This window comes from Agrobacterium vacciniicorymbosi (genome assembly GCF_040427045.1).
Lineage (GTDB): Bacteria > Pseudomonadota > Alphaproteobacteria > Rhizobiales > Rhizobiaceae > Agrobacterium.
In genome coordinates, this window is sequence record NZ_JBETMF010000008.1 from 133,589 (window position 1) to 152,300 (window position 18,712).

The following is an 18,712-nucleotide window of genomic DNA, read 5'->3' on the forward strand; positions in this document are numbered from 1 at the left end:
CTGTCTGCGATACTATTTTATAGGTATGATTTTTCAATTATCGGCGAGCGATGGAAAAATCGACCTCATTTTATCGGAAAATCACTCGACCGTGGTGACGAACTGGTCCAGCGGGCGGCGAACCTTCTTGAGGTTGACGAGCCAGTCACCCTTTGGCTGGCGATAACCCAGCGGCAGGATGGTCACGGAACGCAGGCCCTTTTCACGCAGGCCGAGGATTTCATCCAGCTTGGCAGGGTCGAAACCTTCCATCGGCGTGGAGTCCACACCTTCGAAAGCAGCCTGCGCAACGGCCATGCCGAAGCCGATATAGGCCTGACGGGCGGCGTGTTCGAAATTGACCTGCGCGTCACGCTGCGGATAGGACGACAGCAGCGACTGGCGATATTTTTCCCAGCCTTCGTTCTTGAAGCCGCGTTCGTCATTCGTCAGATCGAACATGTGGTTGATGCGGTCTGCGGTGTAGTTGTCCCAGGCGGCAAACACCAGAAGGTGCGAACCTTCCGTGACCTGCGCCTGATTCCAGGAAATTTCCTGAATCTTGGCGCGGGTTTCCGGGTTGGTGACGACGATGATTTCGAAGGGCTGCAGGCCGCTCGATGTCGGCGCCAGACGGGCCGCTTCGACGATGCGGTCTACCTTGTCCTGCGACACGGACTTGGACGGGTCCATTTTCTTGGTGGCATAACGCCAGTTCAATTTCTCGATCAGCATAGCAATCTCCTTGGGGGCAGACCCTAGGACATGGCACGCATGCGCCGCGCCGGGTCCAGCACAAAACCCCACACAGATAGGTCATGTTGCGGTGCACACAAGAAGGCACAGGGAAGTAACCACGCAAAATCCTCTCCGGCCCGCTTTTTCGAAAAGCGAACCGGAGGGATGACGAATGCCCGGCAAATGCGTGTTGCATTGGCTGGTATGGGTAAGGTCTTGCATTTGCCGGACCTGATGTAATGGCACTTTCACGATACCTATCGGAACGCCCGGTCTCTTGCCTGGCCAGTGGCAAGAGGTGGGTCCACGGAAACGGCCCTTTTGTTAAGTGACCGCTTGTCGATACCGGCCTTCGAACCGCAAGAGTGCCGCGCGTTGCACCCCTTTGCTTCGAAAGCACCCGCATTATGCGGCAGGCCAAAAGCGTGTGGACAAAAAAATTTTAAAATTTTTTCATGCCGTTCAAGATGAGAGAAAAGGCAACTAAATCGAAAAGATGGAGGCGGTGCTGGTAGCCTCGATGATCAATGTTCGGGCTTGGCAGCCTCTGCCGGCTCTGTCACGGCTGGCGTATGGGCAGGCGGAGCATCGGCTGGTGCTTCGTGCGCCGGTTCTGCCGCGACAGCGACGGTCGAGCCCTTTCCGAAGATCAGCGACTTAATATAAGCGAAGCTGAATATGCTACCGCTATCATGCTCAGGTGTTGAGGTGAGAAGCTGCGGATCATCGGGCGCGGAGTGGCCGCCTTCTGCGGAAGGCTCGCCATTATGTCCGCCATCATGGGCAGCTTCCGGTGCCGGGCTGCCATGTTCGGCTTCTGCCGGTGCGGCTTCGCCGTGACCACCGCTGTCGCCATGGCCGCCGCTTTCTCCATGCCCACCGGATTTTTCGTGACCCTTTGCAGCAGAACCATGCGCGTCAGCAGGGGCTTCAGCGGCTGGGTCGCTGCAATCTGTAAAGTCTTTGAGGCTGGCGGAGAGCTGTTCGGTATCTTCCAGCGGGAGATCGATTCTCAAACCGTAAAAGAGGCCATCGCCGTTGGGCACACCATCATAATAAAAGGCGGAGTAGGTCTTGGCGTCGGCGTCTTCCGGCAGCTTCTTCACGTCGGGAATGAAAACGACCTGTGCGGCAATGGCACGACCGCGCATATCCGAGCGCATGGTGGGGCCGTGTTCATCAAGAACGGAAACCTGCACCAGATCTGGCTTTTGCTTGTCATAAACGGCTTTGGCCACGCGCAGCGCGGTTTTCACCCGCTCCGTGCCATCACCGCCATCAGTGCGGATGAATTTGCGAATCCAGACGGCGCCGTTTTTCCTGATGTTGACGGTCTGCACCATCTTGCATTCAAGGCCGTTGACGGATGCGTAGGTGGGGCCGAACAGGCGTTCTTTGCCCACGACAATAGCGGCAACGCCGGATGCTCCCCCGAGAAGGAGGATTCCGCTACCAATCAATACGAACTTGCGAGAAAACCGTATTCTCTTGAACACTGCTTTCAAGTCGAACGTCCCGACATCCATTACCCCGTTCAATGCCCGTCATCTGCAGATCGCCAAAGCAGCAGAACTGCGAAATGACTTAGCGCGGGGCAGGCAAAGCTGCGTCCGTGCAGAGATCAATTCTGACGTGTTCTCGTTGAAGAAGATTTAACTCGCGCTAAAATCCACATGCTCAACTGAACCATTTTTGGACTCCGCGAAAAAATCGCTTGGGCGCGGTGGAACGATCTTTGTTGCAAATGATTTGCAATAGCGTTGACAAAAAATAAATCTCGACCCAAATTGATATTGCGAATTAATCGCATTAGGAGTTTTATAGTCTTATGAAATCACTGGCGCTTCGTTCCATCCTCTGTGTTGCAACGCTTTTTCTGCCTTTCGCGGCAGCGGCTGCTGAGAAGCCGAAGGTCGTCACCACCTTCACCATCATCGCGGATATGGCACGCAACGTGGCGGGCGACGCGGCAGAGGTGGACAGCATCACCAAGCCCGGTGCGGAAATTCACAATTACCAGCCCACCCCGCGCGATATTCTCAAAGCCCGCAATGCCAATCTGGTCTTGTGGAATGGTCTCAACCTTGAATTGTGGTTCCAGAAATTTCTGGCCAACCTTGCCGATGTGCCGAATGTGACGGTGAGCGAAGGCGTACAGCCGATGTCGATCAGCGGCGGGGCCTATCAGGGCAAGCCGAACCCGCATGCCTGGATGTCTCCCGACAATGCCCTCATCTATGTCGAGAACATTCGCAAGGCGCTGGCGCAGATCGACCCCGCCCATGCCGATCTCTATGCGGCCAATGCCAAGGCCTATTCCGACAAGATCAAACAGGAAATACAGCCGATGCGCGATGCCATCGCTGCCCTGTCGGAAGATAAGCGCTGGCTGGTGACGAGCGAAGGCGCGTTTTCCTATCTGGCGCGTGATTTCGGCATGAAGGAACTGTTCCTCTGGCCCGTCAATGCCGACAGCCAGGGCACCCCGCAGCAGGTGCGCGGCGTGATCGACGCCATGCGCGAACACAATATTCAGGTCATTTTCAGCGAAAGCACTGTTTCTCCCGACCCTGCCAAGCAGGTGGCCAAGGAAACCGGGGCTGCCTATGGCGGCATTCTTTATGTGGATTCGCTGAGCGAAGCGGATGGTCCCGTGCCGACCTATCTCGACCTTCTGCGCGTGACCACGGAAACAATCGTGAAAGGTCTGTCCAAATGATGATGGGAAAGCGAAAGGGCGCCGAGACAGGACTGACTGTCGATGATGTGACCGTGACCTATCGCAATGGCCATACGGCGCTGCGCAGCGCCAGCTTTTCCATTCCGCGCGGCACGATTACGGCGCTTGTCGGCGTTAACGGCGCGGGCAAATCCACCATCTTCAAGGCCATCATGGGCTTCGTGCCGCTGGCGGCGGGTGCCGTTTCGATCTTCGACCAACCCGCCCGCGATGCGCTGAAAAAGAACCTCGTCGCCTATGTGCCGCAGGCTGAAGAAGTGGACTGGAGCTTCCCCGTTCTGGTGGAAGACGTGGTGATGATGGGCCGCTACGGTCACATGAATTTCCTGCGGATTCCCACCAAGCGTGACCACCAGATGGTCGATGAAGCCTTGGCCCGCGTCAACATGGTGGATTACCGCAAGCGCCAGATCGGCGAACTCTCCGGCGGGCAGAAGAAGCGGGTGTTTCTGGCACGCGCCTTGGCGCAGGAAGGCCAGGTCATTTTGCTGGACGAGCCGTTTACCGGTGTCGATGTCAATACCGAAGAACAGATCGTTACGCTGTTGAAGGCGCTGCGCGACGAAGGCCGCATCATGCTGGTTTCCACCCACAATCTCGGCAGCGTGCCGGAGTTCTGCGACCGGGCTGTCTTCGTCAAGGGAACGGTCATCGCTTCGGGCAAGACCGAAGACACCTTTACCGAAGAGAACCTGCAAAAAGCCTTTGGCGGCAGCCTGCGCCACTTCATTCTGGGTGGAACCGATCTGCATGATGACGCCGATCCGCGCCATCTGAAGGTAATCACCGATGATGAGCGTCCCTTCGTGATCTACAGCAAGGATGGCACGGCCACCGCGACCCCGAAAGCGAAGAGCCATGATTGAGACTCTGCTCGAACCTTTCACCTATTCCTATATGCTGAACGCCATCTGGGTCAGTGCGCTGGTGGGCGGCGTCTGCGGCTTTCTGTCATCCTATCTGATGCTGAAGGGCTGGTCGCTGATTGGCGATGCGCTGTCCCACGCCATCGTGCCGGGCGTGGCCGGTGCCTATATGCTGGGCCTGCCCTTCTCGCTCGGCGCTTTCATTTCCGGCGGGCTGGCGGCTGGGTCGATGCTGTTTCTGAACCAGAAAACCCGTTTGAAGGAAGACGCGATCATCGGCCTGATCTTCACCTCGTTTTTCGGTCTTGGCCTGTTCATGGTGTCGCTGTCGCCGACATCGATCAACATCCAGACCATTGTGCTCGGCAATATTCTGGCGATTACCACCGAAGATACGATCCAGCTGGCGCTGATCGGCGGCATCAGTCTGCTGGTGCTGGCGGTGAAATGGCGGGATTTCATGGTGGTGTTTTTCGATGAAAACCATGCCCGTACCGTGGGCCTGAACCCCGATCTGCTGAAAATCATCTTCTTCACCCTGCTGGCCGCCTCCACCGTTGCCGCCTTGCAGACCGTTGGTGCGTTTCTGGTTGTTGCCATGGTGGTAACGCCGGGTGCCACGGCCTATCTTCTGACCGACCGCTTCGAGCGACTGATCGGCATGAGCTTCGGCATTGGCGCAGGCACCAGCTTCGTTGGCGCTTACCTCAGCTACTTCCTGGATGGCGCGACCGGCGGCATTATCGTGGTGTTGCAGACACTGATCTTCCTGACCGCTTTCGTCTTTGCGCCCAAGCACGGCTATCTCGCCTCCCGCGCCAAGGCCAAGGCTGCATTGGAAACCACGCCATGAGCGAGAACCTGCAACTGGCCATCCTGCCGTTCCAACTGCCCTTCATGCAATATGCCTTTGTCATCACGCTGATGATCGCGGTGCCGATGGCGATGCTCTCTTGCATTCTCGTGCTGAAGGGCTGGTCGCTGATGGGCGATGCGGTGTCTCACGCCGTGCTGCCGGGCGTTGTCATCGCCTATATCGTCGGTATTCCCTTCTCCATCGGGGCATTCATTGCGGGCATGATCTGCGCTCTCGGCACCGGATTTCTGAAAGAAAACAGCCGTATCAAGGAAGACACGGTTCTTGGCATCGTCTTTTCCGGCATGTTCGGACTGGGGCTGGTTCTCTATGTGAAGGTGCAGAGCGATGTGCATCTGGACCATATTCTGTTCGGCGACATGCTGGGCGTTGCTGTCAGTGATATCATCGAGACAGGACTGATTGCGCTGGCGGCGACGCTGTTTCTGGTGCTGCTTCGCAAGGATCTTCTTGTCCACGCCTTCGATGCGCAGCACGCCAAGGCCATCGGCCTGCCGGTGCGCCTGCTCCATTACGGCTTGCTGGCGGTACTGTCGCTAACGGTGGTGGGTGCCTTGCAGGCCATCGGCATCATTTTATCCGTCGCCATGCTGGTGGCACCCGGCGCGATTGCCTTCCTGCTGACACGCCGCTTTTCCAGCATGATGATCGCCGCCATCGCGGTTTCGGTGACATCCTCCATCATCGGTATCTGGGCCAGTTTTCTGATCGACAGCGCGCCTGCGCCGACCATCGTTCTCATCATGAGCGGCTTCTTCATTCTGGCCTTTTTACGCACCACGGTGAAGGCGCGCGCCGCCAACCGGGTGGAAAAGGCCGCGTAAAAGCCAATTGTCCGCAATTGAAAAGATTATTTCAGAATCTGCGGAACTACATGTGCTGGTTTAGCGTCATATATGCAGGTTGAAGCGTGGGCGCTCGACCGCATCAATTGACGCAAAGAGGTACGGCCATGTTGAAGTGGGCTCTTATATTCTTCGTTATCTCACTGATTGCCGGTGTTTTCGGCTTTACGGGAATCTCGGCGGCGAGCGCGGGCATCGCCCGTATTCTGTTCTTTATCGCCGTGGTCGTGTTCCTGATCTTCGTCGTGCTTGCACTTATGGCTGGTCAGGCGATCCTCTGATAGGACTGCTAGAATTGGAAAACGGCGGGTCGAAAGGCCCGCCGTTTTTTCGTTTGTGTTCTGCTCTTCCGTCACCCCGCACTTGATGCGGGGTCTAGCGACCTGACGTCTGTCAGGTCAAAAGAGTCTTTTCAGCCCAAGGACTTGGGCTGACTGGATTCCGGCTCAAGGCCGGAATGACGGAGAAATTGAAATGCGCCTAAGCCGTCCAGCCTCCATCGATCACATGGATCTGCCCGGTCGTGAAACCCGCCTCATCAGAAGCAAGATAGGTAACCAACGCCGCAATCTCTTCCGGGGTCGCAATGCGGCCCATGGGTTGGCGGGCGATGAAGTCGGCCAGTGCCTGCTCGTAATTGCCGGTGGCGCGCAGGCGGTCGTGCAGGGAGGGGCTATCGACCGTGCCGGGGCAGATGGCGTTGCAGCGAATGCCCTTGGTGACGAAGTCCGAGGCTACTGATTTCGTGAGGCCGATGACGGCGGCTTTCGAGGCGGTGTAGGCGAAGCGGTTCGGCACGCCCTTCACGCTGGAAGCGACCGAGGACATATTGACGATTGCGCCCTTGCCGTGTTCCAGCATGGCGGGAAGAAACGCGCGGCAGGTGCGGTACATGGCCTTGGCGTTGAGATCGAAGGAGAAATCCCAGTCTTTTTCTTCGCAGTCCAGAATGGTGCCAGCATGGACGAAGCCCGCGCAATTGAACAGCACATCGGCGCGGCCGATATCTGCCGCCAAGGCTTTTACCGCATCGCCGTCTAGCACGTTCAACACGCGGGTTTCGGCATTGTTCAGCGTGGCGAGGGCCGCCTCGTTGATGTCGGTTGCGATGACGCGTGCGCCGAGGCCGATGAAGCGCTCCGCCGTTGCACGGCCAATGCCCTGCCCTGCGGCGGTGATGACAACTGTCTGGCCACTGAAATCCTGCGCCATATCTAAGCTCCTCCCGCGCGTGAAACGCGCCCTAAAATCGAATATGGATCGACAATTCATATGTAAACAGTGTATTTATATGACGTCAAGTGAACTTGAACGGGATGGCAGACCACCTGCCCGCCCGCTACCGACGCAGAGGCCGGATGATCGAAGACGACAGTGAGAAATACCGCGCGCCCGCGCTCGACAAGGGTCTCGACATTCTCGAGCTTCTGGCCAGCACCGATGGCGGCTTGACGCAGGTGGAAATTGCCAAGGCCATCGGCAAAAGCCCGAACGAGTTCTACCGCATGCTGGACCGGCTGGTGCGGCGTGGCTACGTGCAGCGGCAGGATGGCGACCGGTTTTTTCTGACGCTGAAACTCTTCGGCCTCGCGCATTTTCACGCACCGCTGCGCAGGCTGGTGTCCTTTGCCGCGCCCGTCATGCGGGATTTCTCCAACAAGGCGCGGCAAGCCTGCCATCTGGCCGTCTATGATCGCGGCGTGGTGGCAGTGATTGCCCAGCAGGATTCCTCGACCTATTGGGCCTTGTCGATCCGTGTCGGGGCGCAGATGAGCCTGTTCAACACCGGCTCCGGCCATATTCTGCTGTCGTTCCAGACCGAGGCGCAACGGGAGATCATGATTGCCGAGCAGCTCCGTGGCGACGAGACGTCCCTGCCCGACGGGTTGCTGGAGCGTCTGGAGCAGATCAAGACCAATGGCTTCGAGAGCATGAACAGTTTGCAGACTGCCGGTATCAGAAACATCTCTGCGCCGGTTCTGACGCTTGATGGCACTGCGCTGGCTGCCATAACCTGCCCCTACATCACCCCGCTCAACAGCGATGCGCCGAGCGCTGAGGACTGCGTCGACCTCATTCGTGAGGCCGCGCGACAAATCTCCGAGATTGCCGCCGGACAATAAAAAACGCGACCGGCAGGGGACCGATCGCGTTTTCTTGACTGGAGGTATTATACTTTAATAACGAGCAACTATCGCGAAGGTTCCAGAATTCTTTAAGCGGCCAGTTGCTTGCGAATGATACCGCGCAGGGATTCGAGATCCTTGGCGAACTGGCGAATACCTTCCGACAGCTTTTCCGTTGCCATGGCATCTTCGTTGAGGTGCCAGCGGAAGGCCTTCTCATCGAGAGACTGCAAAGGCTCAGCCTTGGCATCGTCGGCAGAGAGCTTGCGCTCCAGCGTGCCTGTGTCCTTGTCCAGCTCTTCCAGCAGCGCCGGGCTGATGGTCAGGCGGTCGCAACCGGCCAGCGCTTCGATCTCGCCAACATTGCGGAAGGACGCGCCCATGACCACGGTTGAGATGCCGTTGGCCTTGTAATAATTGTAAATTTTGCGAACCGAAACGACGCCCGGATCGGTTTCCGCTGTGTAATCTTCGCCCGTGGACTTCTTGTACCAGTCGAGAATACGACCGACGAAAGGCGAAATGAGGAAGGCTTTGGCTTCCGCACAGGCAATGGCCTGAGCCTGCGAGAACAGCAGCGTCAGATTGCAATCGATGCCTTCGCCCTGCAGCACTTCGGCAGCCTTGATGCCTTCCCATGTGGAGGCAAGCTTGATGAGAATGCGGTCACGCTCGATACCGCGTTCCTTATAGGCCGCGATGATCTGATGCGCCTTGGCAATGGACGCCTTGGTATCGAAGGAAAGGTCGGCATCAACTTCGGTCGAGACGCGACCCGGAACGAGTTCGACGAGCTTTGCACCGACAGAAATCGCCAGACGGTCGGCAATCGCGCCAACCACGGCATCGGAATCACCACCCTGCTTTTTACCCCAGGAAACGGCTTCCTTGACCGTATCGGCAAACATCGGCGTGCCGAGCGCCTTCAAGATGATCGACGGGTTGGTGGTGCAATCCACCGGCTTCAGGCGCGCGACCGCCTCGATGTCGCCGGTATCGGCAACAACCGTTGTGATTTTGCGGAGTTGGTCAAGTTTGGACGTCATGCCGTTTGATCCTCGTGATCTCTTGAAAACTGCTTCAGCCGGGTTCCGTTCCACACGCGGGCGCGACAATGAAACCGGATGTTTTCGATGGTGGGAGTATCGCGCGGTGCAAAGCGCAAAGTCAAGACATTTGCGCAATGCAATTGACATAAGTTTCACAGCGGCCATACTCGCCTTTCAGTGAAATTATGGCAAAAACAGTGGCAAAACTGCGAAGAGACACTCACACAGCCTATTCGGAAGCGGCATCCCTGCGGCTGCGGGCGGCGTGGCTGTACTACAATCAGGGCATGACGCAGAAGGATGTGGCGGAGAAACTCGGCATCAGCCGCTCCACCGTCATCCGCCTGTTGGACGAAGCCATGAAGCGCTCCGAGGTGCAGATCTGGATCAATGAGGGCATCGAAGACCTCGTTGAACTGGCCATCAAGCTGGAGGGTGCCTACGGGCTGGATGAGGCAATCATCATCCCCTCCGCATCATCGAAGGCGCAGGACATCGCCAAAGCCGTGGGTCTCGCACTCGGGCAGTTTCTTTCGGAAGCCGTGCCTGACAATGCCACCATCGGCGTCGGCTGGGGCCGTACCATGACCGCATCCCTCTCCAGCTTCCGCCCGCCACGCCGAGAAAACTGCAAGGTCGTCTCGCTTCTGGGCGGCATCGTCGCCGTGCATCAGACCAACCCGCTGGATTACACATGGCGACTGGCCAGCGCGCTGGGGGCGGAATGCTACATGTTCCTTGCGCCGCTGCTGGTGGATTCCGAGGAGACACGGCGCGCGCTGATCGAAAAATGCGGGCTGAACACTCTGTTCGAACTGGCCGAAAATCTCGACCTCGCCATCGTCAGCTGCGGCGATATCGGGCCGCATTCCACCTCGCTCTCGGAAGGTTTCATTTCCAAACAGACCCATGACGAACTGGTGGCGGCAGGCTGCGTCTGCGACACCATGTTCAACTTCATCGACGCCGATGGACGCTCCGTCGACCATCCCATCAACCAGCGCGCCATGGCGATTGGCTTGGACACGCTGAAGAAGGCCAAACACATCGTTCTCGCCTCCGGCGGCGCCCACCGCGCTACGGCCATCCGGGCGACCATCAAACGCATTGGGTGTAATACGCTGATTACGGATGAAGCGGCGGCGCGGGCTTTGTTGGAGTTTCATGCGGCATAAGGCAGCCACTGAACGAGCGGGCGATGCTAACTGGACGCTTAATTGGGATGAGGCACTTCCCAACCTCCGTCACCCCGCGCTCGATGCGGGGTCTAGCAGCACCGCGTCTGCGGTGCGAAAGAGTCTTTGACTTTACAGCAGTCAGGTCACTGGATGCCGGGTCAAGCCCACTACTGTCGGGTTAAGTAGGAGGGTCGTTCGGCGGAAAGAAGCCCACCGCCGTCACCCCGGCCTTGAGCCGGGGTCCAGCTGACGCGCGTCTGCGCGGCTAGGAAAGTTTTCAGACCAAGGATTTGGTCTGACTGGATACCGGCTCAAGGCCGGTATGACGGTGGTGAGTTTGGTACTGTGCCACTCCATATCCAGCGCTACACTTCTGCGTCCTAACCGATGCAGAGTGCCAAAAACGAGGCGCAATCAATGCTGTATGCCGCATCTGCATATTCAAACCGGACAGCAGTGGGTCAAGCCCGGCATGGCGGAGGGTATCAAACCTTCCCCGTCTCCCACCCCAGCATCGCGCGCTTGCGCGTCAGCCCCCAGTGATACCCCGTCAACGCACCGCTTTTGCCCACTGCCCGGTGGCAGGGGACGACGAAGGAGATGGGGTTGGCGCCGATGGCGGCGCCGACAGCGCGCGAGGCGGTGGGCTGGCCGATGTCGTGGGCGACGTGGGAATAGGTGACGGCTTTGCCGAGCGGGATTTTCAGGAGGCTCTGCCAGACGCGCACCTGAAAATCCGTACCGAGCAGAACGACGCGCAGGGGCTGTTCGCTTTTCCATTTGTCCGCATCGAAAATGCGCGACGCATAGGGCGCGGTGGCGGCGCTGTCCTGCGAATAATCCGCATTCGGCCAGCGGCGTGCCATGTCTTCGAAACAGGCTTTTTCTTCGCCCGGATCGGCAAAGGCACAACCTGCCAGCCCGCGATCCGTGATCATGATGAGGGCCAGACCGAAGGGCGACGGGTGAAATCCGTAGCGGATGAAGAGGCCGGAACCCTTGGCCTTCCACTCACCCGGCGACATGGCTTCGTGGGTGACGAAGAGGTCGTGCAGGCGACCGGGGCCGGACATGCCGACCTCGATGGAGGCTTCCAGAAGCGGCAGGCTCTCATCACGCAGCAGGCGCTTGGCGTGATCCAGCGTAACGGCCTGAAGAAAGGCCTTGGGCGACAGGCCGGCCCAGCGAGTGAAGGTCTTTTGCAGTTGCGTGGGCGATTGCGAAAGCTTGGCGGCAATGGTTTCGAGTGACGGCTGATCGCGGTATTCCACCGTCAGGATTTCTATGACCCGTCGCACGGTCTCGTAATCCGAACCGATGGGGGTGATGTCTTCCTTCAGCATGATATTGGCGTTCATGGCGTATCTCCTTGAAGACGCAAGAAACCACGCCGCGCCGTCCATCTCCACCCGTTTCTTGCCTGTTGCAGCTAGATTCTTTGCCGCACCGTAGCCAGTGCCCCGCGAAACGCCTTGGCGAAGCTTTCGCGATCATCCGGGTTGAGGAAGGAGCCGATATCCGTCGTGCGCCCCTCGCCTGAGACATACATGGAGAGAATACCGATTTCCTCGTGCCGATTGACCCGGAAGCGCGCCCAGAACGGGTTGAAGCGATGCTCGACCATACGGCCAGCTGGAGAAAATTTGCGAATGGAGAGATTGGTGCGCGACACCGTGACTTCCTCCCGCGCCTTCGCAGCCCGGTAGTTCACCCGGAAGGCGACATAGAGGAGGAGGAAATCGAGCCCCAGAAACAGGCCGATGGGCCATGCGCCAGTGACCATGAAAAAGACGCCGTAGAGAAGGCAGACGGCACCCGTAAGCGCTAGGAGAACACGAAATCCCTTGCGTCCGAGGGAGCGATGGGGAACAAGTTCCGCTGCAAAAACTGGCTGCTCGTTAACGCTGTCCACCTTGCTGTCCTCAATAGCGCGAAACACAGTTTGACCATGACAATCATCAAGAAACGATCCAGCGCCCAAACGTTGAAAAAGTCAAATCCGACAGCGCGTCGCAAGCAGGTACGCGTCAAAACGCTCTATTCGCAGGATGAGCTGAAGGAAATTTTCCGCCGCTTCTCCATTCAGCGGCCAGAGCCGAAGGGTGAACTAGAGCATTCCAACCCGTTTACGCTGGTGGTTGCGGTCGCTCTATCGGCTCAGGCCACCGATGTCGGCGTCAACCGGGCGACGCGCGGCCTGTTTGCGGTGGCCGATACGCCGCGAAAGATGCTGGATTTGGGCGAGGAGCGGCTGATCGGCTACATCAAGACCATCGGCCTTTACCGCAACAAGGCAAAAAACGTCATTGCGCTATCGCAGATGCTGATCGACGATTTCGGTGGCGAGGTGCCGCGCACGCGCGAAGAGCTGATCAAGCTGCCGGGCGTGGGGCGCAAGACCGCCAATGTGGTGATGTCCATGGCCTTCGGTATTCCGACGCTGGCGGTCGATACACATGTGTTTCGCATTGCCAACCGGCTCTGTCTGGCACCGGGGAAAACCCCGGACGAAGTGGAAGAGCGGCTGGTGAAGATCATTCCCGACGAATATCTGTTCCACGCGCATCACTGGCTGATCCTGCACGGGCGATACTGCTGCAAGGCGCGCAAGCCGGAATGCGAGCGCTGCGTGATTGCCGATATCTGCAAATCCCCGGAAAAGACCTGGGATATTCCCGCCCCGCTGGTGGAACTACCGGCCCAGCTGGTGGGTGAATGACGGATCGCGACGGCTGATGGATTTGTGCAGATGCACCATCAGCGATGCGGCAAAGAGCGGCGTCAGCAGGTTGAGAAAGGGGATGGCGAGGAATGCCGCAATCACCAGACCGGCCATGAAAACCTTCGTGCCATGCTTTGCGCGAAACGCCCGCGCTTCCGCCACAGGCCGGAACCGCATGGCGGCAAATTCAAAGAATTCCCGCCCCAGCAAATAGCCGTTGACCAGAAAAAACGCGATGAGATTGACGCCGGGTACGAGTAGCAGCAATAGCGCAATGACGTTGCCGACGATGATGACCCCGAAGAATTTCAGCGATGACGGGATGGCTTCCGTCAGCGGCATGGCGGTGCCCCTAGGGTCGTTGGGGTAGTCCTTTTTTTCAACGACCTCTGCGACATCGTCCAGAAACAGACCAGCGATGATGGCCGTGACCGGCGAGATCAACAAGGCGAGCGCCAGCGCCAGCCCGATGCCAGCGAGGATGGCAAAAACGAAGCTCATCCAGCCCGCCCATTCCGGCATGCCGGGAACGAGCGAATCAAGCCACGGCAATGCCAGCCAGATAAAAACGCTGCGAATGGCAAACCAGAGCCCAATCAGCACCAAAATCGTCAGCCCAAGAGACTTCCAGAACACCGAGCGTGTTTCGGGCGCAAAAAGATTGCTGAAAGCATGCCGCGCAGCGTCAAAAATCATTGAGTCGCCTCCATTTAGGCCAATTTAGCGTGGATCGAGAAAGCATCCGTCAGAGCTGGCAAATAGGGCGTTCTGCGACCCGTAACAAGAAATGACCCGTGTTAAATACAAGAAAAAAACACAACCGGCTATTTTGTGCTTGAAGAAAAGCAACCACTAAACTATAAAAACAAACAGGCAAAAAGTCGTATATTTTCGTCGTCGTGGGGATCAACGAAATGTCACTTGGCCTTTTGTACAACCTAGTCGTCACGAATGGCAGCGAGAAACCTCGCTCGAGTACCATCGTCCGCTAAAGACAAAAATAAGAGGCGTCGTTGGAAAAATTGCTGATTGATCTCACCCGCTCGCTCAAGACCGGCACACCGTCGGAACGGCGAATCGCGAAATATCTGATCGAACATCTGGCAGAATTGCCGTTTGAGACCGCAGCCACGCTGGCCGAGAAACTGAGCCTTAGCCCGATGACGGTCGGCCGTTTTCTCCGTTCGCTGGGTTATCGCCAACTTAGCGATATTCGCGAACATCTGCGCGACGAAGCACAGGTGCCGGAAGCGGCACCCGCCGCAGCGCCGGAAGCACCGCAGACACCCTTGTCTTCGCTGATGCTGCAGCAGATTCAGGCGGTTCAGGCAGTCTATGACCTGGCCGGTCAATCCGTCTGGAAGACCGCGCTCGGCAATATTGCCGAAAGCAAGGAAGTCTTCGTCGCATCGTCGGCAGAAGGTTTCGGCATCTGCCGTTACTTCTACACCAAGCTTCTGGAATGTCGCGAACGCGTGCATTACCTGCAACGCGATGGCTCAAGCTATATCGCGCTGATGGATGAGCCGGTGGAAGGCACATTGCTCATTCTGATGGATTGCGGTGGCAATCTTGCCGCTTTGCAGCGTCTGGCAAAAATGGCGATGAAGGCCGGTTACAAGACCGTTCTTATCACCACCCGCTTTTACGAGTGGGGTCCTGATAGCGCTGACATTTGCCTGACGATTCCGCTTGGCCAGAATGGTGGGCACAGCATGTTGCAGCTGGTGGCAATCACCGAATTCATGCTGCATTCGCTGTCCCAAAAGGGCGAAAACAGCCGCCGAGACCGCTACCGCCGCATTGGCGACATGCAGCGCGCGCTGAACGCTTGATGGCTGGACGGGGTCACTGACCCCACATCTTGCGGACTGTTACAGTCCTAGCAAGCGATTGTTTCCACCAGATGACAGACATAAAAAAGCCGGCCCCAGGGACCGGCTTTTTTGCATTTCTGTTCGGTACAATCAGCGGCCGGACTTGCGGCGCTGGCCGAGGCCCATTTCCTTGGCGAGGCGCGAGCGCGCTTCTGCATAGGCAGGGGCAACCATTGGGTAATCCACCGGCAGATCCCACTTTTCGCGGTATTCTTCCGGAGTGATGCTGTGATGTGTTGTCAAATGACGCTTGAGCGACTTGAACGAACCGCCACATTCCAGGCAGATGATCTGATCATCCTGAACCGACTTGCGAACAGAAACCGCAGGTTTCTGCTTTTCGACATTCACTGCGGCTACCACTGGGGCAGAAGTACCACTGAGTGCCGTATGCACATCGGAAATAAGGCCGGGAAGCTCCGTAACCGGAACGACGTGGTGGCTAACATAGGCAGCAACGATATCCGCAGTCAGCTCGACAAGCAGATCCTGAGCGCCGCCGTATGTAGTTTCCGTCATTTACATGTCTCCTGTTCATGTCTCCACCAGCATCGGTCCAGCCCGTTTGCCAGTGAAACGAAGTTAACCCCAAGCCCACTGATCTGCGTTTGCGGCAAGATCAACTCCCCTTGCTGACCTATACAGATGGGGAAGAAACTTCTTGCAGCAACTGCGTAAAACGAAACAGATGTCCGGATATTCTACATCAGAACTAGATTAGCCATCAGTAAAATGCCTAACCGGACTTTCAATAACGCAGGACGCAAATCAACATCATCTACTTTACCTGTCGTGGATAGCACCAAACCAAAAAAAGTCCAATTATTATTTTGGAATAATTCAGAGCAGAGACAGCTTATTCTACCTATAAAAAATCACAGGTAACAAAATAAGAATGTATGTCGGAAATTTACATAAGTTAACAAAGGTACAGTAACGTCAGTTCAACTTAGGGTCTGCTTCCAGCTCATCTATTACGCTTATCGGTGACAAGCGATAACCGACCTGATGTGCAGCTTTGGCAAGCAAATGTGCAGATACTGGGGCAGTCAAAACAACAAAACAAAATCCAGCCAAAGAACGCGCAAAAATAGAAATCTCAAGTGAATTGAGGCCCACACCAAGAAGAAGAAGTCCCGACCCCACTGTTCCCGCTTTGGAAGCGGCATGCATGCGAGTATAGAGATCGGGGAAACGGTTGATACCGATGGCGGCGGTGAGGGAAAACAACGCACCTGCGACGACCAGCAATGCAACCGGAATGGCGACAACCCAGCTCATTTGCGAGATTTCCTCCCTGTCTTTTTCTTCGGCTTCACGCCCTGCGGCTTAGCAACTTTGGGCAGGACATCCGTGCCGTCCAGCACCTGTTTTTTTCGTTGTCCCGGCTCAGCCGTTCTGGACAGAATGAAGCGGGCGAACGCAACCGTCGCGAGAAAGCCGACGAGGCAAAGGGCGATGGCAATATCCACATAAAGATCAAAGCCAGTGCGGATGGCGATGACGGCGAGAAAGCCGATGGCGATGCCAACCAGCATGTCCAGCGCCACCACCCTGTCCGGCAGCGTCGGCCCAACCACCACGCGATAGACCGTGAGCAGGAACGCGACGGAGAGAATGGCGGTGGCGACAATCGTGGCGGCGGAAATCAGCGTTTCAGGCGTCATCTGCCAAATGCCTCCATGATCTTGCGCTCGAAACCATCGGCAATCGACCGCTTGGTCGCCTCCACATCAGCGCAATCCAGCGCGTGAACGAAGAGCGTTGTCCGGTCTGGCGAGACATCCACTGACAGCGTGCCGGGGGTGAGCGTGATGAGATTGGCGAGAAGGGTGATCTCGAAATCGGTTTTTACCGTCAGCGGATAGGCGAATATTCCCGGCTTCAACTCCAACTTCGGCGTGATGACGAGCATGGCGACGGTCCAGGCGGAAAGCGCCAGTTCCTTGAGGAAGAGAAGTGCGAGAGAGAGAATGGCCGGAATGCGCCGGAAGGACGTGGTGGTTTGCGCCCCCTGATGACGAATCACGCCAAGCGACAGGGCTGCGACCACCATGCCAAAGAGCAGGTTAGGAATTGTATAGCTGCCTGAGATGGCGAGCCAGATGAGAGTGAACAGTGCGCCGAGGATATAGTGGCTCATCTGGTGGCTCCTCCCGGAAAGACGGAGCGGATATAGGCGGTCGGGTCGGCCAGACCATCAGCCGCCTGCTGACTGAGCTTCATGACCTGTTCGGGAAACAGGCCAACGCCGATGACGAGGATCGTCAACGCCACGACGGGTGCAAGGCTCGGCGGGTTGGCGACCGCTGCGACTGCCCTCATGCCCGCGGGCGACGGACGCCAGAAGCAGAGCAGGAAGACACGGGCAAAGGCGATGGTGCAGAGAAAGCCGGAGACGAGGATGGATGCGGCCAGCCACCATGCGCCGATATCGATGGCGGATTTGGTCAGCATCGCCTTGGGCCAGAAGCCGGAGAATGGCGGCAGGCCGGAGCCCGCGAAAAACAGCGCCAGCGCCATGGCGGAAACCCAGGGCGCCCTGGTGTAGAGGCCACTCAAATCCGACAAAGTCCAGGCACCGCCGATGCGGGCGGCGTGGCCGATGATGAGATAAAGTGCCGTCATCAGCACCACGGAATTCAGTGCATAGAAGACGACACCGCCCACGGCAGAGGGCGAGCCGATGGCGACGCCTGCGAGCATGGTGCCGATGCCGGAAATGACGACATAACCCAGCATGCGCCTGAGATCGTTTTGCGACAGTGCGCCCATGGCACCGAGGATCATGGTCAGCGCCGCGACAATGGCGATGACAAAGCTCAATTCGTCCCGCTGCACCGGGAACAGCATGATCATGACGCGCAGCAGTGCGTAGATGCCGACCTTGGTCAGCAGGCCGCCAAACAGTGCAGACACGACGATTTTAGGCGTGTGGTAAGATGCGGGCAGCCAGAAATTGACGGGGAAGGCCGCTGCCTTCATGGCGAAGGCGAGCGTGAAGAGTGCGGCGAGCGTCATCAACGGCGCTTCGCTGTCAGCCGCCGTCACACGTCCGGCGATATCGGCCATGTTGAGCGTGCCCGTGACGGAATAGAGATAGCCGACCGCGATCAGAAACAGCGTGGTGCCGATGAGGTTGAGCACCGCATATTTCAGCGCACCATCAATCTGTTCCTTCGTTGAGCCCAGCACGATGAGGCCGAAGGAGGAGATCAGCAGGACTTCAAACCAGACATAAAGGTTGAAGATATCACCAGTCAGAAACGCGCCGCTGACACCGGCCATGAGCAGCATCAGAAACGGATAAAAGCCGTAGCGCCTACCACTGTCGTCCACATCCGCGCTGGCATGCAGGGCGCAGGCAAGGGCGGCGATGGCACCGGCCAATGCGAGGGCGGCTCCGGTTAAATCCGCCGTGAAGGCAATGCCGAAGGGCGGAAGCCAGCGGCCCATGACCATGGTGAAGGGGCCGTGCGTTGCCACCTTCCACAGCAGCGCAGCATCGATGACGACCAGCAGAAACAGGCCGAAGATGGCGATGCCAGCGTGAAGGCGGGTGGAGTGACGCACCATCATCAGGATCGCGCCGACGCTGATGCAGAGCGCGACGGGGGCCACGATCAGCCAATCGGCGAGCGCCGTGGGCTGCATGACGAGTGCGACGGTCAGATCGATGGAGGGAGACGCGGAGGCGGCCATATGTGTCTGATCC

Annotated in this window: 21 protein-coding genes; 9 read left to right on the forward strand and 12 right to left on the reverse strand. The window is 57.6% G+C overall.

Annotated elements, in window-relative coordinates; translation table 11 throughout:
- Positions 1 to 81 precede the first annotated feature (81 nt).
- Positions 82 to 714 (reverse strand): NAD(P)H-dependent oxidoreductase, encoded by a 633-nt coding sequence (locus ABUK73_RS14230; protein ID WP_353577852.1) that lies wholly within the window; start codon positions 712 to 714, stop codon positions 82 to 84.
- A 527-nt stretch (positions 715 to 1,241) separates the two neighbouring features.
- On the reverse strand, positions 1,242 to 2,201 hold the full coding sequence (locus ABUK73_RS14235) for a hypothetical protein (RefSeq protein WP_353577960.1): 960 nt from the start codon (positions 2,199 to 2,201) through the stop codon (positions 1,242 to 1,244).
- 344 nt (positions 2,202 to 2,545) lie between these two features.
- Between ABUK73_RS14235 and ABUK73_RS14240 the strand changes: the two genes are divergently transcribed.
- The 5 genes from ABUK73_RS14240 to ABUK73_RS14260 all read left to right on the forward strand — a co-directional run bounded on the left by ABUK73_RS14240 (position 2,546) and on the right by ABUK73_RS14260 (position 6,326).
- On the forward strand, positions 2,546 to 3,436 hold the full coding sequence (locus tag ABUK73_RS14240) for a metal ABC transporter substrate-binding protein (RefSeq protein WP_353577853.1): 891 nt from the start codon (positions 2,546 to 2,548) through the stop codon (positions 3,434 to 3,436).
- A complete protein-coding gene (locus ABUK73_RS14245; protein ID WP_454892377.1) occupies positions 3,436 to 4,323 on the forward strand; it encodes a manganese/iron ABC transporter ATP-binding protein in 888 nt (295 codons plus the stop codon). Before ABUK73_RS14240 ends, ABUK73_RS14245 begins: the two co-directional genes overlap by 1 nt.
- A complete protein-coding gene (locus ABUK73_RS14250; RefSeq protein WP_353577854.1) occupies positions 4,316 to 5,176 on the forward strand; it encodes a metal ABC transporter permease in 861 nt (286 codons plus the stop codon). The genes ABUK73_RS14245 and ABUK73_RS14250 overlap by 8 nt, the downstream gene beginning before the upstream one ends.
- A complete protein-coding gene (locus tag ABUK73_RS14255; RefSeq protein WP_353577855.1) occupies positions 5,173 to 6,024 on the forward strand; it encodes a metal ABC transporter permease in 852 nt (283 codons plus the stop codon). Before ABUK73_RS14250 ends, ABUK73_RS14255 begins: the two co-directional genes overlap by 4 nt.
- 128 nt (positions 6,025 to 6,152) lie before the next feature.
- Positions 6,153 to 6,326 carry a DUF1328 domain-containing protein gene (locus tag ABUK73_RS14260; RefSeq protein WP_353577856.1) on the forward strand — a complete coding sequence of 58 codons (174 nt, stop codon included), beginning with the start codon at positions 6,153 to 6,155 and terminating at the stop codon, positions 6,324 to 6,326.
- A 199-nt stretch (positions 6,327 to 6,525) separates the two neighbouring features.
- On the opposite strand, the gene ABUK73_RS14265 is transcribed toward ABUK73_RS14260, so the two are convergent.
- Positions 6,526 to 7,257, reverse strand: a complete 732-nt coding sequence (locus tag ABUK73_RS14265) for an SDR family oxidoreductase (protein ID WP_353577857.1) — start codon at positions 7,255 to 7,257, stop codon at positions 6,526 to 6,528.
- Positions 7,258 to 7,403: 146 nt separating this feature from the next.
- Between ABUK73_RS14265 and ABUK73_RS14270 the strand changes: the two genes are divergently transcribed.
- Positions 7,404 to 8,168 (forward strand): IclR family transcriptional regulator, encoded by a 765-nt coding sequence (locus ABUK73_RS14270; RefSeq protein ID WP_353577962.1) that lies wholly within the window; start codon positions 7,404 to 7,406, stop codon positions 8,166 to 8,168.
- Between the two features lie 92 nt (positions 8,169 to 8,260).
- Here the strand turns inward: ABUK73_RS14270 and tal are convergent, their stop codons facing one another.
- Positions 8,261 to 9,217 (reverse strand): transaldolase, encoded by a 957-nt coding sequence (tal, locus tag ABUK73_RS14275; RefSeq protein WP_353577858.1) that lies wholly within the window; start codon positions 9,215 to 9,217, stop codon positions 8,261 to 8,263.
- Positions 9,218 to 9,417: 200 nt separating this feature from the next.
- On the opposite strand from tal, the gene ABUK73_RS14280 reads away from it, so the two are divergent.
- Positions 9,418 to 10,395 (forward strand): sugar-binding transcriptional regulator, encoded by a 978-nt coding sequence (locus ABUK73_RS14280; RefSeq protein ID WP_353577859.1) that lies wholly within the window; start codon positions 9,418 to 9,420, stop codon positions 10,393 to 10,395.
- A gap of 488 nt (positions 10,396 to 10,883) precedes the next feature.
- Here ABUK73_RS14280 and ABUK73_RS14285 read toward each other — a convergent pair whose 3' ends face one another.
- Together ABUK73_RS14285 and ABUK73_RS14290 are read right to left on the reverse strand one after the other, a co-directional pair.
- Positions 10,884 to 11,756 (reverse strand): bifunctional helix-turn-helix domain-containing protein/methylated-DNA--[protein]-cysteine S-methyltransferase, encoded by an 873-nt coding sequence (locus tag ABUK73_RS14285; RefSeq protein ID WP_353577860.1) that lies wholly within the window; start codon positions 11,754 to 11,756, stop codon positions 10,884 to 10,886.
- Positions 11,757 to 11,827: 71 nt separating this feature from the next.
- Positions 11,828 to 12,310, reverse strand: coding sequence for a DUF2244 domain-containing protein (locus tag ABUK73_RS14290; protein WP_454892373.1), 483 nt, complete (start codon positions 12,308 to 12,310; stop codon positions 11,828 to 11,830).
- 36 nt (positions 12,311 to 12,346) lie between these two features.
- On the opposite strand from ABUK73_RS14290, the gene nth reads away from it, so the two are divergent.
- Complete coding sequence (gene nth, locus ABUK73_RS14295; protein WP_353577861.1) at positions 12,347 to 13,117, forward strand: endonuclease III; 771 nt, start codon at positions 12,347 to 12,349, stop codon at positions 13,115 to 13,117.
- On the opposite strand, the gene ABUK73_RS14300 is transcribed toward nth, so the two are convergent.
- Complete coding sequence (locus ABUK73_RS14300; protein WP_353577862.1) at positions 13,091 to 13,816, reverse strand: sulfate transporter family protein; 726 nt, start codon at positions 13,814 to 13,816, stop codon at positions 13,091 to 13,093. The genes nth and ABUK73_RS14300 overlap by 27 nt on opposite strands.
- Positions 13,817 to 14,133: 317 nt before the next feature.
- Between ABUK73_RS14300 and ABUK73_RS14305 the strand changes: the two genes are divergently transcribed.
- On the forward strand, positions 14,134 to 14,955 hold the full coding sequence (locus ABUK73_RS14305) for a MurR/RpiR family transcriptional regulator (protein WP_353577863.1): 822 nt from the start codon (positions 14,134 to 14,136) through the stop codon (positions 14,953 to 14,955).
- A gap of 132 nt (positions 14,956 to 15,087) precedes the next feature.
- Here the strand turns inward: ABUK73_RS14305 and ABUK73_RS14310 are convergent, their stop codons facing one another.
- The 5 genes from ABUK73_RS14310 to ABUK73_RS14330 all read right to left on the reverse strand — a co-directional run bounded on the left by ABUK73_RS14310 (position 15,088) and on the right by ABUK73_RS14330 (position 18,699).
- Positions 15,088 to 15,516, reverse strand: a complete 429-nt coding sequence (locus ABUK73_RS14310) for a MucR family transcriptional regulator (RefSeq protein WP_113089833.1) — start codon at positions 15,514 to 15,516, stop codon at positions 15,088 to 15,090.
- Between the two features lie 420 nt (positions 15,517 to 15,936).
- Entirely contained in the window at positions 15,937 to 16,278 is a 342-nt protein-coding gene (mnhG, locus tag ABUK73_RS14315; RefSeq protein ID WP_113089832.1) for a monovalent cation/H(+) antiporter subunit G, read from the reverse strand.
- Positions 16,275 to 16,664, reverse strand: a complete 390-nt coding sequence (locus tag ABUK73_RS14320) for a cation:proton antiporter (RefSeq protein WP_353577864.1) — start codon at positions 16,662 to 16,664, stop codon at positions 16,275 to 16,277. The genes mnhG and ABUK73_RS14320 overlap by 4 nt, the downstream gene beginning before the upstream one ends.
- On the reverse strand, positions 16,661 to 17,140 hold the full coding sequence (locus ABUK73_RS14325; protein WP_353577865.1) for a Na+/H+ antiporter subunit E: 480 nt from the start codon (positions 17,138 to 17,140) through the stop codon (positions 16,661 to 16,663). Before ABUK73_RS14325 ends, ABUK73_RS14320 begins: the two co-directional genes overlap by 4 nt.
- Positions 17,137 to 18,699 (reverse strand): Na+/H+ antiporter subunit D, encoded by a 1,563-nt coding sequence (locus tag ABUK73_RS14330; protein WP_353577866.1) that lies wholly within the window; start codon positions 18,697 to 18,699, stop codon positions 17,137 to 17,139. Before ABUK73_RS14330 ends, ABUK73_RS14325 begins: the two co-directional genes overlap by 4 nt.
- Between the last annotated feature and the right edge of the window lie 13 nt (positions 18,700 to 18,712).